At 43.5% G+C, this 16,940-nt stretch carries 15 protein-coding genes; 10 read left to right on the forward strand and 5 right to left on the reverse strand.

The window, feature by feature from the left end; translation table 11 throughout:
- Window positions 1-260 precede the first annotated feature (260 nt).
- Window positions 261-881, reverse strand: coding sequence for a flavin prenyltransferase UbiX (locus tag KP803_RS07345; RefSeq protein WP_248008195.1), 621 nt, complete (start codon window positions 879-881; stop codon window positions 261-263).
- A 37-nt stretch (window positions 882-918) separates the two neighbouring features.
- Entirely contained in the window at window positions 919-2,271 is a 1,353-nt protein-coding gene (mpl, locus tag KP803_RS07350; protein WP_248008459.1) for a UDP-N-acetylmuramate:L-alanyl-gamma-D-glutamyl-meso-diaminopimelate ligase, read from the reverse strand.
- Between the two features lie 241 nt (window positions 2,272-2,512).
- Here mpl and fbp point away from each other — a divergent pair, with 241 nt between their 5' ends.
- Window positions 2,513-3,523 carry a class 1 fructose-bisphosphatase gene (gene fbp / locus KP803_RS07355; RefSeq protein ID WP_248008196.1) on the forward strand — a complete coding sequence of 337 codons (1,011 nt, stop codon included), beginning with the start codon at window positions 2,513-2,515 and terminating at the stop codon, window positions 3,521-3,523.
- A gap of 307 nt (window positions 3,524-3,830) precedes the next feature.
- A complete protein-coding gene (gene ppa / locus KP803_RS07360) occupies window positions 3,831-4,361 on the forward strand; it encodes an inorganic diphosphatase (RefSeq protein WP_248008197.1) in 531 nt (176 codons plus the stop codon).
- Between the two features lie 126 nt (window positions 4,362-4,487).
- Here the strand turns inward: ppa and KP803_RS07365 are convergent, their stop codons facing one another.
- From KP803_RS07365 to tamA, 3 genes are all read right to left on the reverse strand, one after another.
- The gene (locus tag KP803_RS07365) at window positions 4,488-4,841 is read right to left on the reverse strand and encodes a DUF2799 domain-containing protein (protein WP_248008198.1); all 354 of its coding nucleotides are present in this window, start codon (window positions 4,839-4,841) and stop codon (window positions 4,488-4,490) included.
- Between the two features lie 127 nt (window positions 4,842-4,968).
- Window positions 4,969-8,742 (reverse strand): autotransporter assembly complex protein TamB, encoded by a 3,774-nt coding sequence (tamB, locus tag KP803_RS07370; protein ID WP_248008199.1) that lies wholly within the window; start codon window positions 8,740-8,742, stop codon window positions 4,969-4,971.
- On the reverse strand, window positions 8,739-10,454 hold the full coding sequence (tamA, locus tag KP803_RS07375) for an autotransporter assembly complex protein TamA (RefSeq protein ID WP_248008200.1): 1,716 nt from the start codon (window positions 10,452-10,454) through the stop codon (window positions 8,739-8,741). Before tamA ends, tamB begins: the two co-directional genes overlap by 4 nt.
- A gap of 150 nt (window positions 10,455-10,604) precedes the next feature.
- Between tamA and msrA the strand changes: the two genes are divergently transcribed.
- From msrA to KP803_RS07415, 8 genes are all read left to right on the forward strand, one after another.
- Window positions 10,605-11,228 (forward strand): peptide-methionine (S)-S-oxide reductase MsrA, encoded by a 624-nt coding sequence (gene msrA, locus KP803_RS07380; RefSeq protein ID WP_248008201.1) that lies wholly within the window; start codon window positions 10,605-10,607, stop codon window positions 11,226-11,228.
- A 123-nt stretch (window positions 11,229-11,351) separates the two neighbouring features.
- Window positions 11,352-11,903, forward strand: coding sequence for a YtfJ family protein (locus tag KP803_RS07385; protein ID WP_248008202.1), 552 nt, complete (start codon window positions 11,352-11,354; stop codon window positions 11,901-11,903).
- Between the two features lie 170 nt (window positions 11,904-12,073).
- Entirely contained in the window at window positions 12,074-12,379 is a 306-nt protein-coding gene (locus KP803_RS07390) for a DUF2607 family protein (protein WP_248008203.1), read from the forward strand.
- A gap of 33 nt (window positions 12,380-12,412) precedes the next feature.
- Window positions 12,413-13,168 (forward strand): zinc uptake protein ZrgA, encoded by a 756-nt coding sequence (gene zrgA, locus KP803_RS07395; RefSeq protein ID WP_248008204.1) that lies wholly within the window; start codon window positions 12,413-12,415, stop codon window positions 13,166-13,168.
- A gap of 71 nt (window positions 13,169-13,239) precedes the next feature.
- Window positions 13,240-13,956, forward strand: coding sequence for an ABC transporter ATP-binding protein (locus tag KP803_RS07400; protein ID WP_248008205.1), 717 nt, complete (start codon window positions 13,240-13,242; stop codon window positions 13,954-13,956).
- Window positions 13,953-15,212, forward strand: a complete 1,260-nt coding sequence (locus KP803_RS07405; protein WP_248008206.1) for an ABC transporter permease — start codon at window positions 13,953-13,955, stop codon at window positions 15,210-15,212. Before KP803_RS07400 ends, KP803_RS07405 begins: the two co-directional genes overlap by 4 nt.
- Before the next feature lie 8 nt (window positions 15,213-15,220).
- Window positions 15,221-15,727 carry a DUF3299 domain-containing protein gene (locus KP803_RS07410; protein ID WP_248008207.1) on the forward strand — a complete coding sequence of 169 codons (507 nt, stop codon included), beginning with the start codon at window positions 15,221-15,223 and terminating at the stop codon, window positions 15,725-15,727.
- Between the two features lie 297 nt (window positions 15,728-16,024).
- Entirely contained in the window at window positions 16,025-16,927 is a 903-nt protein-coding gene (locus tag KP803_RS07415; RefSeq protein ID WP_248008208.1) for a TIGR03899 family protein, read from the forward strand.
- Window positions 16,928-16,940: the final 13 nt, after the last annotated feature.

The following is a 16,940-nucleotide window of genomic DNA, read 5'->3' on the forward strand; positions in this document are numbered from 1 at the left end:
GATAGTCGATAAGATTTTTCATTAAAATCTATATCACTGTCATGGGTAGACATAAGATCGACGCTCCACACTCAATTCCTACGCCAGCATTATCTGGTTCAGGTTAATAACCGTTTAAACCGAAAGTTCTGTTAAACGGTGTGCGGGTCCCAAGCTTGGCTTGATCTCAGCTGACACACTCTCTTGTGTCTGGCTCCCCGATGAGTCGTTAATGATTGTAATTCGTATTGACTAACTTATCCATAAGTATAATCAATGGACTATTTTGAGTATCCCCACCGAGGGACCAAACCTTGCTCTATACCTAAGTGATCCAAGATTCTTGCCACCATAAAGTCTACGAGATCGTCAATGGATTTTGGTTGATGATAAAAACCTGGAGCGGCAGGCATAATGGTCACCCCCATTTGAGAGAGCTTATGCATATTCTCTAAATGCAGGGTTGAGAATGGTGTTTCTCGAACCACAAGCAATAATTGTCCACGCTCTTTCATAACGACATCTGCGGCACGCTCTATCAAATTGTCTGACATTCCATGTGCAATAGCCGCTACACTGCCCGCTGAACATGGGCAGACTACCATCTGTTTTGGTGCTGCAGAACCTGACGCCACAGGTGAGAACCAGTCCTCTTTACCACACACTTCAAGATTCTCAGCACTACACCCTAAATGCTCTATAAGTGCTTTCTTACAAGCATCAGGGCCACTTGGCAGTTTCAATCCATGCTCTGTCGCAAGAACAACACGGGCAGCAGAAGAGATCAGCAGATACACTTTGTAGTCTGCTGCCAGTAGGCATTCTAATAAACGAATACCATAGGGGGCGCCAGAAGCACCAGTAAATGCCAACGTAATGGCCTTTTGATTCTGCTTAGTCATAGATACAACTTTTTTGTTCACCGTATTTTAATACTAATTATACTTTTAATGCTTCTAGAAGCTTAGTATGGATACCTTCAAAGCCACCATTACTCATGACTAAGATTTGATCGCCCGGTCGCGCTTCTTCACTAATGCTAGCGACTAAATCATGAATATCATGACAAACCGTTGTTTCTTGATGACATTTATCCGCAACATCTTGTAGTAACCAATCGATATTGCTTGGTTGATACAGGTAAACGGAGTCAGCTTTGATTAGTGAAGTGGCTAACGTCTCTTTATGCACGCCGCGCTTCATGGTCGCAGAGCGAGGCTCTAGCACCGCAATGATTTTATTGTCGCCGACTTTATTACGTAACCCATCCAAAGTGAGTTCAATGGCTGTTGGGTGATGAGCGAAGTCATCATACAAAGTCACATCATTGACCACACCTTTAAGCTCTAAACGGCGCTTAGTATTGATAAACTCTCCCAGTGCTTCACAGGCTAGATCGGGTGTAACGCCTACATGCCTAGCTGCCGAGATAGCCATTAGTGCGTTATCAACGTTATGATCGCCCACTAAATCCCACGTCACTTGCCCTACGCATTCATCATGTAAATAAACCTTAAATACAGAGCCATCTTTCTCTACTTTCTCGGCGCGCCATTCACCTTGATCGCCAGTAAATTCAGTCTCACTCCAGCACCCTCGCTGTAGAACGTCATCAATATCACTATTATGTTTCGGCGCTAATATTCGACCATTACCGGGAACCGTTCTTACCAAATGATGAAATTGACGCTTTATCGCTTCAAGATCGTCGAAGATGTCAGCATGATCAAATTCTAGGTTATTCATCACTAACGTTCTTGGGTGATAGTGCACGAACTTGGAACGCTTATCAAAAAAAGCACTGTCGTATTCATCCGCTTCAACAATGAAAAACATACTCTCACCTAAGCGAGCCGATATTCCAAAGTTCCCAAGTACTCCACCAACTAAGAAGCCCGGCTGATAGCCACACGACTCTAGGATCCATGCAAGCATACTCGATGTGGTTGTTTTTCCATGTGTGCCCGAAACAGCCAGCACCCAACGATCATGCAGCAGAAACTCTTGCAACCATTGTGGCCCCGAAGTGTAACGTATATTGGTATTAAGCACATGCTCAACACATGGATTGCCACGGCTCATTGCATTGCCAATCACGACTAAATCAGGCTTTGGCTCTAATTGAGAAGGGTCAAAACCTTCAATTATTTCTATACCTTGAGATTCAAGTAACGTGCTCATAGGAGGATAAACATTGGCATCAGAGCCGGTTACCTTATGCCCAAGTTGGCGCGCTAATACTGCTGCTCCGCCCATAAATGTGCCACAAATTCCCAAGATATGAATATGCATACAACCTAGCCTTACGAAGTGATTTTCGATTGAATCCTTCATTATCATCATTTCCTTGTTAAAAGGAAGCGAGATTGCAAATCGCTGACAATCGACAAATGATATGAGATCTCAATCGGTTACTTCATTACCATAATTAAGATCTAGCGCTTACACTATAATGAGTGTGATGGCATAAAGCCCAAAAAGAGGCAAACGTTATCGCCACGCCCCCAACACTCATAATTGTTAAGGATATAACATGTCGGAAATGCGCACCCTTGGCGAGTTCATTGTTTCAAAACAAGCGGACTTCCCCCACGCTAGCGGTGATCTTTCATCTCTTATTTCTTCGATTCGACTTGCTGCAAAGATCGTAAATAGAGAAATCAATAAGGCCGGACTAGCAGATATTACAGGCTCTGTCGGAGCTGAAAACGTTCAAGGTGAAGAGCAACAAAAACTGGATCTCTACGCGAATGACAAATTTAAAGCGGCGCTGGAAGCTCGTGACCAAGTTTGTGGCGTTGCCAGTGAAGAAGAAGATGAAGCCGTTGCGTTTAATAAAGAACTCAACAAAAATGCTAAGTACGTTGTTTTAATGGACCCACTCGATGGCTCATCGAATATCGATGTGAACGTCTCTGTTGGTACGATTTTCTCTATCTACCGCCGAGTCTCTCCTGTTGGCACCCCTCCAACTCAAGAAGACTTCCTTCAACCTGGTAATAAGCAAGTCGCAGCGGGTTACGTTATCTACGGCTCTTCGACCATGCTGGTTTATACAACAGGCAACGGTGTGAATGGGTTTACTTACGATCCTTCTATTGGCACTTTCTGTCTCTCTCATCCAGACATGATGACACCGGAAGATGGTAATATTTACTCGATCAACGAAGGGAACTACATTCGCTTCCCAACCGGTGTGAAAAAGTACATTAAATACTGCCAAGAAAACGAGCCTGAAGATGGACGCCCATACACATCTCGTTATATCGGTTCATTGGTATCAGACTTCCACCGTAACTTGCTAAAAGGTGGAATCTACCTTTACCCAAGTACGCAGAGTCACCCGAACGGTAAGCTGCGCTTGCTTTATGAGTGCAACCCAATGGCGTTCCTCATTGAACAAGCAGGCGGTATCGCATCTGATGGTGTGAATCGTATTATGGACATTAAGCCAACTGAGTTACACCAGCGTGTCCCATACTTTGTAGGTTCGAAAAACATGGTCTTGAAAGTCGAGGAGTTCATTAGCAATAACCAAGACTAACCCACATTAAAAAACAACTTAAGGCAGGTACTTTAGATTTTAGTATCTGCCTTTGTTTTATCATGAGCCTCGCGCCTTTATGTATTCTCTACAACCAACTGAATTACCTAATCGACTTTGTCATGAGTGAGAGGTTTGACTAAAAAGCGTCCCTCTCAGTCAAATATGTCTCATTACTCACATTCCTAGTGATTTCTAATTTATATAAATATAGACAACAATAAGATTTCGTGGATTTTTCTCAATTTCCTCGCTAGCAACTAGACTTATACAACATTAGAAATGTTTCACTCTCAGGGAGATTGCGATGAGCCTAAAAACCGTTCCTGCTGGTAAAGAATTGCCTGATGACATTTACGTCATTATTGAAATACCCGCAAATGCAGACCCAATAAAATATGAAGTCGATAAAGACACGGGGGCGGTATTTGTCGACCGTTTTATGTCTGCACCCATGTTCTACCCTTGTAACTATGGTTACATCAATGACACGCTTTCTCTCGATGGAGATCCTGTTGACGTGCTGGTACCAACCCCTTTCCCACTAATGCCAGGGTCAGTTATACGCTGTCGGCCTGTTGGTGTCTTGAAGATGAGTGATGAGTCAGGAGAAGATGCAAAAGTGTTTGCTGTGCCCCACTCGAAACTGTCAAAAGAGTATGACAATATTCAAGATGTCGACGACATTCCAGAGCTTTTAAAAGCACAGGTAACTCACTTTTTTGAGAGATATAAAGATTTAGAAAGTGGTAAATGGGTCAAAGTGGACGGTTGGGAAGATGCCCAATCAGCAAGAAATGAAATTATGGAATCTTATCAACGAGCTAAAAAGCCATAGTATTTAGACACCTTGTAAATAACAATTAAAGTGCCGTTTAATTTTTGTTTAAGCGGCACTTTCAACTACAGAAGTGATAAACCACAGCTGTAACATCACTCCTCGAACTGAGTAGACAACATTATATTAGAGTGAGCTTCCCGACTGTCGGCCTGAGTCGTAATCTTGGCGAAACCAGATATTGATGTCATCACAAACACCTCGATAGGGTTTCCCCATAACACCTAACATATGGGCACTCTGCGAACAGTATTCCGCTTTTCCTTCGCCATAGCCATTTTCATAAGCCATGTATAACTCGTCAGTTAACACACCTTGCGTGTCGTATTTTGCTAATCGTTCTTGTGAGTGGAATAGTTGCCCTTCTACACCACGCTGTTTACCAAATTCAGACCAGTCCGCTTCAGCCATTGATTCTGGCGTTGATAGCTGAGCACAACCAACAACAAACAAGGTGATTAATAGCCCTATATATCTCATCACTTCCTCCTGATTCAAATGAAACAACTCTTGGTAACAAATACCAAAGGTCACTTAGCTCATAGTAAGACCTATTAAGCATGGTCTTTCTTTCATTTAAACTTTACGTTACTCGCTCAGAAACCGATCACTCAAACTCAAATTGGTAAAGCAGATCTACAGCGTTATCGACGCCAGACAGGACTTCCAAATACAAGTCGTTCATTAAGCGATAGCGGACGGTGAATTCACCTATAGAGTCAAAGATACCGACACCATATTTAACCTGAAGTCCCGGTAAAATATAGCCGCTCACCGTAACTTGCGCCTCTTCACCTGAACCCGCGGTATCTAACTGTAGGTCTTGAACTCCAAACGCTTCGCCGATTTCACCAACGACCTTACCGCTTTTCGCAAGGCTAAGACCGATTAACGTTGTCGTCATTGCATTACCACCAGTTTCAGCATCGATATCTTGCCCACGTAGAAGATAAGAAAGGGCGTTCGCTTGAGGCATTGCAGGTTCTGAAAAAATCGTCACTGTCGGTTCTTCAGCAGGACCATCTACTCGTACCCCTGCAACCACATCATCTCGGGTATTCTCTGGGTTTCGAATCGCACTGATGGACACATACGGCTGATCGACGGGGCCATTCATTAATATTTTACCTTCATCGATCATCAGATCCTGACCAAATGATCGATACGCTCCATCGACGATATTTATTTCACCATGAATAATTGGTCCTTTGTCCTTTTGCGTCACATTCAGCTGACCAACCAAGTTCCCTTCAAGACCAAATGCCGATAACGCGAACTCATCACCAATGGTAATTTTAATATCGGTTTCGATAGCAAATACCCCAGAGCCTGAATCTTCAATGGGATGGAGGTTTTCATCGAGCAGTATTTGATCTTTTGAAACGCCAATCGCACTCGGCGGAAGATCTTTAACAACGATATTGCCCCATGGAAGATCGATGGTTCCCGTTACCTTCGCATGCTGAGGTGCCAAACTGATGGTCATATCAGGGCTAACTTTGACACTAACCATAGGAGGTTGGCTGACCAGTAGTTCATTCGCAAAGACGCGAATATTACTGCTCCATGCTTCTAGGTCTCTCCAGTCAGCATTACCTTCAATATTTAATGGGCCATCTGGCGTATCAATGTTCGCTAACAATTCAGCGCTGGTTCCTGCAAAGGTAGCGATAATTTTTCCACCTTGAATATCAAGGGGTGAGAGTTCTCCACGTAGCTGAAGATCTTCGACTCTTAGTTCCCCTTCTACGTTCGGCTTAGTCAGGTCGCCGCTCAATTCCAAGTGTGAGTTCACTTGCGCATCAAATTTATTGTACTCACCGATAATCGGTGACAGGAAGGCCAGAGCAATTTTAGATATTCGAATGTCCCCTTCTATTTGCTTATCGGGATCATCAATATTAGGGATTATCACATCACCGGATAATTCACCATTATCGGTGAGATCTAACAACCAATTAGCCTCAAGCTGATTATCAGCAAGCCTTGCATTCACAGAGACGGAATCCCAACCTACACTCAATGGGGCATTAGGTAGGCTGGTTACCTGACCAGCTGGCATTTGAACCTGCACGCTTACCTCTGGTAACGCTTTCTCTCCCCACTTAGCATTTGCTTGAGCATTAACGACACCTTCCACGGCAGTATCTTGTGGCATGAAGGCCGCCAATTGTGTAAAGCTAAACTGGTGAATGGAGAGCTGAGCTTCGCCTTGTTTTCCAACATTAATATCGTCATCAAGACAAATGGAAGAATCACTTTGTATCCAACAATGCGCTTCAACAAAAGCTTGCTGCTCGTCAATATTAACGTTGACTTTCGTCGCTTTATTTAGGGCCCATGGGCCTTGTTCTGTCGTCAATAATAGACGCTCTAACTCACCACCCCACTTCATAATAGGCTGCTGCTCAAAAGCCCCTGAAATAGCCAAGCTCGTTGAGATAAGATCGGATTGAACATCGAGTAAGAGTTCGTGTTCATCAAGAGAGCCACTCAATTTCAAATCAACATCATCAACGATATTCTCTTGATATTGAATAGTGTTTGCTTGGAGATGAAGATCCAACGTTGGCTCTGGTAATGGCTTAATATCTCCAGAAAGCGTTATCAGTTTAACCGTTGCTTCATCCTGCCAAGCGAGATCATTTGCTGTTAGAGAAAGGCTGACACTTGGCTCAGACAACTGGCCCGATAACGATACATCACCTATTACTGCGCCGTTCAGATCGGGCACCGACTTGGCTATTTCAGGAATTGATAACCCAACCTGCATATTCCAGCGATCTTTCAATGCACCTCGAGCTTCGATAGAGTTAGGCCCATGAGAAAGAATAAGGCTTGGCGTTTGAATATGAATAGCCCCACTACCTTTCTCATCAGAGGCAAGCAACGATCCTTCAATATTCAAAGGGTAGTCTCGCAAGATCCCATCAATATCAATCACCGATGTATCCGTTATCCAGCCACCTTGCGATGTCAGCGACCCTTGAGTATGAATATCGCCACTGATATTACCTTCCGCTTCAGGCCAATATAAACCCGGCTGAATATGATCCAGATAGAGCTTACCTTGCCAGTTTATCGGCTCATTCCAACTGGCAAAGACTTCACCATCGATGGTGCCGTCTAATGTCTCGAGATGAATCTCTGTAATCTTTATCTGCTCTAGATTGCCGTCTCCTTTAGCCTTTAAGGAGACTTCAGGAAAGCTGCTTCCTTTCACATCTGCAATAAGATCGAGGTCATACCCCTCTAAACCACCCGAACTGGACAACCGCTCTATTGCGACTTGGTAATCCGCTTTGCCTGATAACGGCCACTGTGCCTGAGCATCACTTAAGAGAATGCTATAAGGCAAAGTCGACTTGAGTGGTTGCAACTCTGCTTTTAGGCTCGCTTTTATTAACCCACTAAAATCACTGTCAATCGCAAGGTTAGCAACGCTGCCATCAACCGTTAGGGAGACTTTTTGCCCTTTCGCTTGCGGGTGTTTAACCTCTGCAGAAAGTTGTGCCTTTAATGGGTAATCATTTTGAAGTGTTATTTCCGCGGCTAATGCTGCCTCAACTTCCGGCATAGTTAGCGCTAATGACGTAATAGCCACATCAGATCCAGAAGCATTGGCTATCAAACCTAGGTGGTTTACGACAACGGGGGATTCTTGCTCTAAGGTAAACTCACTCACATCAAACCGCTCAATCACAACAGAAAGAGGCATGATAAACGGCGGTAACTCTATCGGACTTTTATCTTCATCTACCTCTGTTTTAGCTTGAGCTTGAGGTGCTCCCTCCTCTTCGCTAGAAGATGCTAGAGATAATGAAATGTCATTCCACAGTGTCGGCGTTAATCGCAATCTATTATTTTGAAAACGTGCGCCTGTCGTTAAGCTTTCCCAGCGAACTTGGTTACCTAAAATATCAAGATTAATATTTGAAAGACCAAGATGCCTAACTTGAATCGGTATCGGTGTCGAGATTCTTAGCGGCTTTGTGTTGTCATCAACTTGCGGCTCGACCTTTTCTGACTCTGGCAATTGAGGCATTGAAAAATCGAGCCCATCAATAGCAAGCTCATTGATACAAATAGAGGGCTCTAAAAAGCAGCTTGGATTGATCGCTAAGGTCAGACTTTTCGCTTGAAGATCAATGAACAGATCATCATCTTGAAATTTCACCTGATTAAGCGTAAATCGAGGGAAAATGGCCCCTTTCGTGTGGTCAACCTGCAACTGAGGTAGCGCCTGTTGAGCTCCCCACAACGCCACGTTCAAGCCCACATTGGTGTAAAGCAAAGTAATCACTAACAACAGCAATAAGACAACAATAGAGATAAATGTGATTGACAGCCACTTAGACCATTTTAAAACTATCTTGGTCATAATTCAGGGCCCAGCGTGAAGTGAATTCTATATTCGTCTTTGCCCTCTTCAGCATCGAGAGCTTTAGCAAAATCAAGTCGAATAGGGCCAACTGGTGACCCCCAGCGAATACCCACACCAGCACCACTTTTGAACTCAGCGGATTCGTTAAAGGCATCACCATAATCATAGAATGTTGCAACCCACCAATTCCCAGTGACTCGATATTGATATTCAAGCGATGTGGTTAGCATGTACTTACCACCGGTTAATGCGCCTGTCTCATCTTTTGGTGAGATAGATTCATAACCATAGCCCCGAAGGTTATTATCACCACCAGCAAAAAACAGCAGTGAAGGCGAAAGCTTCTCGAACTCTTGAGTAAAGTTAGCTCCACCATCGATACGGAATAGACCGCGATGATTAGTGCCAATACCACGAATCCAAGAGGTTCCACCCACTAAACGAACTAAGCGTGTCTCAGAGAGAAGTGAAGGGTCGCCATATTCAAGCGTTATCGTTTTCCGATCCCCCCACATTGGCATGCTGCCACCTTTCGTGCGCGTTCGAGAAAAAGAGATACCAGGTAAGACGAAATGCCCGACATCATCTTGTATACCTTGCTCATAGTTTTCAAGGAGGTAACGGACACGAACTGTTTGATGCCAACCACTATCAAGTAACCAGTGACGCCCAACGGAGAGGTTAGACTCTAAACTTTTAGTATCTCGACTATCGACTTTTTTCATCCCGTATTGAATCCGATAGTACTCATGTAAAACGTCATCAAGAGGGATTTTGTAGCCCGCAACGATACTTTGCTCAGGAAGTGAGAGTGAAATACTACTATCAAAGCTATGCCCGCGATCGTTTACCCACGGCTTTTTCCACTTTAATGTGCCTCTAGCACCAACGTCGGTAGAGAAACCAATACCCGTTTCAAGTTGGTTTCTTGCTTGGGGAGCAAGTGCTACCTTCATTTGAAGCTCTCGGCTATTATCTAATTGAGATAAATCAGGCTCAACAAAGACAGATGAGAACCAATCGGTATTGGACAGGTTTTGATTATACTCACCAACCTTAGATATATGATAAGGCTCTCCACTTTCATAAGGCTGTAAAGATTTAACGCGCTCTTCTCGTATCTGGCTTCCAGTTATCTCTGTTGAACCAAAGTGATAGCGCATGCCACTATCGTAATGCAAGCGAATCATGGCTTGATTTAAACTAGGGACAACCTCTAAGCGACTTTCCGAAAAGTCACCTTTAAAGTAACCTTTTTGCAAAGCCATATTACGAATCGACGATTTTAGACCGTCATACTGGCCGTGGTTTATCGGTTGGTTGAGCTTTAAACCACTACGAGAGATTAACTGCAAAAAGTCAGGATCAGTTTGAGCCTCACCCATAATAACAATATCCAGCTTAGTAATAATAACTGGCTCACCCGGTGAAACATGAACAATGAGCTCTTTGTCTTCAATAATCTCGAAACGAAATTCAGGTTGGTAGTAACCTAACGCATTAAGTGCCTTGGTAATATTTGTCTCAAGACGAGACTGGAAACGCAGACTGACTTCATAGTCCGTTTCTGGAATGGATAATAAATAAGCATCGACATTGTCTTGCAATGCATCTTCTAGCCCAACAACACTCATCTCAATGTCGTTAGCGCGAACGAGACTGGATAAGGCTAAGCTTAAGATAAAAACTGGAAATCGCTTAATTAACATGCTTAATTGATATAAACCACAAATGAGAGTTACCGCTAATAAAAATAATACCTAGATTAATCCCGTTAGTCTTTAGCTATTCATATAATTAGCGCTATTAATTCACCTCGACGTAACAATTAGGTTCCATATAACAGGGGAGACAAAACGATGAATACCAATTCGTTAATCATAACGCCAGAAGAAGCGCTTGCAGGGCGAGATACCCCTATTGCCGCACCTATCACTCACTTCGTGAATCAAAAGCCAATCAACAAGCAACCACAAGAAAATGAACAGCAAGTGTTATTCGGTATGGGCTGCTTTTGGGGGGCTGAGCGTCTATTTTGGTCATTAGAAGGAGTAACAAGCACCTCTGTTGGTTACGCGGGGGGCTACACAAAGAACCCCACCTATCAAGAAACCTGTACTGGGCTCACCGGGCATACTGAAGTAGTGAGTGTCTTCTTTGACCCAAGTATCATTACTTTTAAACAACTTCTTACTCACTTTTGGGAACGACATGACCCAACTCAAGGGATGCGACAAGGGAACGACGCTGGAACCCAGTATCGCTCTGCGATTTATGTTTATAGTGATGAGCAGGCAACCATCGCTTTAAACTCTCAACAGGACTATCAAACACTCCTTACGAACCAAGATAAAGGAGAGATAACCACTGAGATACTTCCCGCGGGACAATATTATTACGCTGAAGAGTACCACCAGCAATACTTAGCGAAGAATCCAAATGGCTACTGTGGCCTTGGTGGAACAGGGGTTTGCTTCACCTAATACTATTTCGTCTGCTATTAAATTGAGTAAATAGTCTACAGAGCTCACGACTTGGTTATGCACTTTGAGCCCTTAATCTAGGTTGGTATATACTTTTTTGGCACTATCAAAAGGAATATAATAATGAAAAACAGACAACTTCTTACCCTCCTACTTGCTTGCTCTCCACTCTTAGCATCCGCTCACAACATCACTTTAGGCGAGCCAGTTTTAGATGTCGATGTTAAAAAACATGGCGAAATCATACTTAATGATGGCGAGGCTGAATACCAAGCATGGAGCAATCAAACCATGCTTGGTAAAGTACGAGTAATCCAAGCTATAGCAGGCAGAGGAAGCTCTAAAGAGCTCAATGCCCCCTTAATGGCTGCAATAACAGCAGCTAAATTTCCAGAAGACGCCTACCAAACGACAACAATCATTAATCAAGATGATGCGATGTGGGGAACAGGCTCGATAGTTAAATCAAAAGCTCAAAATAGTAAAAAAGAGTTCCCTTGGTCTTCCATGGTATTAGACGCTGATGGGGCGGTTGCGAGTGCATGGGAACTTGAAGAAGAGTCATCAGCAATTATTGTACAAGACAAGCTAGGTAAGGTTGTGTTTGTTAAAGAGGGTGCACTAGACGAGAGTGAGGTGGCCTCAGTTATTACACTGATTCGCGAGCATTTATAAACTCGACATCAAACAAATCGCGAGAACACTATGCGATAGCCTAAGCGCTATCGCGTTTTTCATCTACATTATCAAAAAGTCACCTCATTTTTGCTCAAATTACCCTGACATTCACAGCCACAATATTGTTATACTATAACAGTTAAAGTTTATACACGACGTCCATACTTATGATTAAGCCAATAACTTCTATCCAGCGACTGCTTACATTAGGTGCTTTAGTTGGCGTGCTATGGCTTAATTTTGCGGCTATCGAGCACCAGTTCGACTTTCATCCAGATCATCATAGCGATCACCATTGCCAGCTCTTTTCAGCAGTCAGTCACGGCCTCAATCAGCACGCGTCAGCTTGGGCTAATTTGATCGCCCGAGATGTTTTTTCGTTTGATTATACGGCCGAGAACGTTGTTATAGGCTTCCACGCTTATATGGCGCGTTCTCCACCTAATTCAACTAATCTCAAAACTGTAGTGTAATTTTTATATTCAAATTTTTAAGGATTAGATCCAATGCAAATCAAAACAACTCTTGCTGTTAGTATCGCTTTACTGATGAGCACGCCAATTTTAGCTGAAAGCACTTTTCGTCAACACGATGCTCACGTTCACGGTCACGTAGAGTTCAATATCGCTCAAGATGCTCACGATTTACTGATTGAAGTGACAGCACCTGGTGCCGATGTCGTTGGGTTCGAACACGCGCCACAAAATGCACAGCAAAAAGAGAAGTTAGCCAGTGCGGTGAACATCCTCAATGATGTCGATAATATTTTTGCTTTGAATGCCTCAGCTAAATGTGAGTTGGAATTTAAATCAGTGACACATACGTTGGGCGGTGATGATCACAAACATCATGACCATGACAAGCACGATAGCCATGACGACCACAAACATCATGACCATGACAAGCACGATAGCCATGACGACCACAAACATCATGACCATGACAAGCACGATAGCCATGACGACCACAAACATCATGACCATGACAAGCACGAAGGCCATGACGACCACAAGCATCATGACCACGACAAGCACGATAGCCATGATGATCATAAACATCATGACCACGACCACAGCGGCGGCCATGGTGAGTTCACGATTGAATACCACTTCCATTGTGACAACATTGATAAGCTACAATCGATTTCAACAGAATGGTTTACTCAATTCGAGACAACCGAATCAGTTAGCATTAACCTATTGACTGATAAGGCGCAATCTGCAACTAAATTATCACCAGGAAGTAATACAATATCTTTCTAACCTAGTTTGCTAGAGCAACCTTGCTAGGGTAATTCCCTTACCCTAGCAAATCTAACTAATTGGAACTTGAGATGGACAATACCCTGTCTGACACCAATAACGTGGTCGTCAACTTAACGAACCTACGCTTTACTTGGCCCAATGCTAGCCAAGCGATCCTCGACATTCCCGAGCTTTCTATTCATCAACAAGAGCACGTCTTTATCAAAGGTCCAAGTGGGTGTGGTAAATCAACACTTCTAGGGCTATTAACCGGAATTAACCAGGTACAAGACGGTCAAGTGGAAGTATTAGGAACAGATATCAGTACGCTAACACCAAGCCTGCGAGATAAGTTCCGAGCGGATAACATTGGCTATATTTTTCAACAGTTTAATCTATTGCCTTATCTCAGTGTGATTGAAAATGTCATACTGCCTTGCCAGTTCTCGTCTCAAAGAAAAAAACAGCTCAAGCAATCACCAGAACAAGAAGCAAGAGATCTACTGGCTCGATTGCATCTGCCTAAAGACCTACTTGATAAACCTGTCATTGAACTGAGTATTGGTCAGCAACAGCGAGTCGCAGCTGCGAGAGCGCTAATAGGAGCACCCAAGTTAATCATCGCTGATGAGCCCACTTCCGCTCTCGATCATGAAAACCGAAGTGCTTTCATTGAGTTACTTATGGAGCAAGCAAACCTTGCAAGCTCTACTCTGGTTTTTGTTAGCCATGACCCAACGCTCGAAGCTCTATTTGATCGCTCTGTAGACTTAAAACAAATCAACGAAGCGGGGACTCACCAATGAGAGCAATAACCAGCCTTGCATGGAAAAGTGTTCGTAACCGAAAAACAACCGCTATTCTCACCATTTTGACCGTAGCAATTTCGGTCATTCTATTAATGGGGGTTGAACGAATTCGTACTCAAGCCAAAGACAGCTTTGCCAATACTATTTCTGGTACCGACCTTATTATTGGTGGCCGTTCAGGACAGGTAAACCTGCTACTTTATTCCGTATTTAGAATCGGTAATGCAACCAACAACATTGATTGGAAAAGCTATGAAGAGTTTAGTCAGCATCGAGCTGTAGACTGGGCTATTCCAATTTCACTTGGTGACTCCCATCGAGGGTTTCGCGTCATGGGCACCAATGGTAGCTACTTTGAACATTACAAATACGGAAGTAAGCAACCACTTACTTTTAGCACTGGTAACCCATTTAGCGGTTTATTTGAGACGGTTATCGGCTCTGATGTCGCCAGATCTTTAGGCTACGAGATAGGCAGCGAAATCATCATTGCTCACGGTATCAGTGATGTAGGCTTTAGTCGACACGACAATCTGCCTTTTACCGTTGTGGGTATTCTTGCACCAACCGGAACCCCCGTAGATAAAACCGTCCATGTCTCACTTGAAGCAATAGAAGCGATTCATGTCGGCTGGGAATCAGGGGCAAACTTAGGCAATGCACCAACCGCTGAGCAACTTAATGCTCTAGATTTTAAGCCTCAGCAAATTACAGCAATGATGGTTGGCTTAAAATCCAAAATTCAAACCTTTGCTTTGCAGCGCCAAATCAACACCTACCCACATGAGCCACTGAGCGCGATTATGCCAGGCGTTGCCTTGCATGAACTTTGGGGGATGATGTCGGTTGCTGAGCAAGCCTTAATGGCCGTGTCTATCTTCGTCGTGATTGCTGGATTACTTGGTATGCTGAGTAGTCTATTAACGAGCCTTCAAGAGAGGAGGCGTGAAATGGCGATTCTTAGAGCTATGGGAGCCAGGCCAAAACATGTCTTTGCTCTGCTCATTAGCGAGGCGAGTGCCCTTACATTTATCGGTATTCTTGTCGGAATCACTGGGCTATACTTTGCCCTCGCTGTGGGACAACCCATCATCCAGCAGCAATATGGAATTACAATTGCAATGAGTGCAATTACCGCTTACGAATGGACTTTACTAGGATTTGTACAACTTGCCGGCATCATTATCGGCTTTATTCCAGCGCTAAGAGCCTATCGACAATCTCTTAGTGATGGTATGACAATAAGAATCTAGGAATCACTATGAACAAGTTTCTTTTATCTGCAATGTTATCAATCGTGACATTGCTGCCGAATCTAGCGACTGCGTCTGATGCTACAGCAGATGTAATGACCATTAACTGGATTGACTTAGTCCCTGAGAATGAACGCAATCAATTTGATGCGGCAGGCATGCCAGAACTGGATCACTCAGGCAATCAAATGGCCCAGTCAATGGTAGGAAGCGTTCGCCCTGAACTTAATAACAGCACGGTAAAGATTCCGGGATTTGTTATTCCACTTGAAGGCGATGCCAATAAGGTCACTGAATTTCTCCTCGTCCCTTACTTTGGTGCTTGTATTCACGTTCCACCACCACCGCCAAACCAAATCATCTACGTGAAGTTTCCAGAAGGCGCGCCAGTACAACAGCTGTGGGATGTAATATATGTAACAGGAACGTTAAAGACAGAAACTATCAGCCATGAACTGGCTGAAACTGCCTATTTCCTAGAGGGAACTGCGATTACCGAATATGATGATATGTAATCTCTAATCCTCAAGATAACCTGTCAATCTTCTACTCTAAGATATAAAGCTAGATAGATACGCTAATATTGCCATGTATAGCAGTAAGAGTAGGACGATTGATAGGTGCTTTTTAATTTTATTCTCTTTGATATACTTCATAAGCCCTCTCAATCAATAGTAACAACTTTAACAAATTGTTATCATTTTTAATAGTCTCATTTTTTATATCTCGTTTAGTCTTTATCTAGAAGTCCTCGTCATAACGCGTTACATTTTAATTAGTTGTAAACAAGCTCTGTGAGTTGAGGGACATCTATGGCAAATGATAACAAACCCACCGTTATCGAACATGAATCCACCGGTAACACAAAAAAGCAGCAAGATAAAAAATCCAGTTACATTAAAGACAGTGCTAGCTGTGTGCTTAATATTGCTCAAACCTATGGCCTAGATGCGCTGCTTCAAGATGATCCCGTGGAAAAAACACCGCTTGATAGGGCTATGCAGCGAGAGCGTAAACGCCATGAGCAGCGACAAAAAAATTTAGAGCAGATCCTCAAAGCGACTCACGGTGCTTGCCGAGATGAAACCGCAGGAAAACCTGACAGTGATTGGTTATATCGCTATTTTGATATGGCGCAGGAGATACATAATCCTTCGATGCAGAGGCTTTGGGCACAGGTATTAAAACGAGAAATCACCAACCCAGGCTCTACTTCAATGAAAGCGCTTAAGGTTCTTCAAGACATGAGCCCGAAAGAAGCACAGGTACTACAAAAAGCAGCATCGCTTGCGTGCAGTTTTGGAACAGATAGCAGTAGAAAATTATTGGTTGGACTAAAAGCACGCAATGGCATTTTTAGTTTCGGTAAGCGAGATACAACGACAGCAGTTAACACCGGTAATTTTCAACTTCCCTACTCTAGCTTGCTAGTACTCATCGAGCTTGGTCTACTGCACGGCACTGAGCTTGAGTCAGGAGAGATTGAGATGGATCCGCCTTTACCTCTCACTTATCAAGGTAAAAGCCACTCGCTACAGCCTCAAACGAAAGGAGTCAGGTTACTCTACTATCGCTTTAGCCCTACAGGAAACGAGCTGTGCAAGCTACTTGGTAACAAGCCAAATGCCCAGTATTACGATCAGGTTGTCGCCCTACTGAGCCAGAAATTCACGGTGCACACTGAGGTCAAAAGCTCAATCCATCACACCGTTTAACAAAACAAACCGT

The organism is Vibrio amylolyticus, assembly GCF_023145695.1.
Lineage (GTDB): Bacteria > Pseudomonadota > Gammaproteobacteria > Enterobacterales > Vibrionaceae > Vibrio > Vibrio amylolyticus.

Coding starts and splice junctions, on each gene's coding strand:
- KP803_RS07345 (WP_248008195.1), bottom strand. CDS start 881: ATGACTAAGCAGAATCAAAAGGCCATTACGTTGGCATTTACTGGTGCT.
- mpl (WP_248008459.1), bottom strand. CDS start 2,271: ATGCATATTCATATCTTGGGAATTTGTGGCACATTTATGGGCGGAGCA.
- fbp (WP_248008196.1), top strand. CDS start 2,513: ATGTCGGAAATGCGCACCCTTGGCGAGTTCATTGTTTCAAAACAAGCG.
- ppa (WP_248008197.1), top strand. CDS start 3,831: ATGAGCCTAAAAACCGTTCCTGCTGGTAAAGAATTGCCTGATGACATT.
- KP803_RS07365 (WP_248008198.1), bottom strand. CDS start 4,841: ATGAGATATATAGGGCTATTAATCACCTTGTTTGTTGTTGGTTGTGCT.
- tamB (WP_248008199.1), bottom strand. CDS start 8,742: ATGACCAAGATAGTTTTAAAATGGTCTAAGTGGCTGTCAATCACATTT.
- tamA (WP_248008200.1), bottom strand. CDS start 10,454: ATGTTAATTAAGCGATTTCCAGTTTTTATCTTAAGCTTAGCCTTATCC.
- msrA (WP_248008201.1), top strand. CDS start 10,605: ATGAATACCAATTCGTTAATCATAACGCCAGAAGAAGCGCTTGCAGGG.
- KP803_RS07385 (WP_248008202.1), top strand. CDS start 11,352: ATGAAAAACAGACAACTTCTTACCCTCCTACTTGCTTGCTCTCCACTC.
- KP803_RS07390 (WP_248008203.1), top strand. CDS start 12,074: ATGATTAAGCCAATAACTTCTATCCAGCGACTGCTTACATTAGGTGCT.
- zrgA (WP_248008204.1), top strand. CDS start 12,413: ATGCAAATCAAAACAACTCTTGCTGTTAGTATCGCTTTACTGATGAGC.
- KP803_RS07400 (WP_248008205.1), top strand. CDS start 13,240: ATGGACAATACCCTGTCTGACACCAATAACGTGGTCGTCAACTTAACG.
- KP803_RS07405 (WP_248008206.1), top strand. CDS start 13,953: ATGAGAGCAATAACCAGCCTTGCATGGAAAAGTGTTCGTAACCGAAAA.
- KP803_RS07410 (WP_248008207.1), top strand. CDS start 15,221: ATGAACAAGTTTCTTTTATCTGCAATGTTATCAATCGTGACATTGCTG.
- KP803_RS07415 (WP_248008208.1), top strand. CDS start 16,025: ATGGCAAATGATAACAAACCCACCGTTATCGAACATGAATCCACCGGT.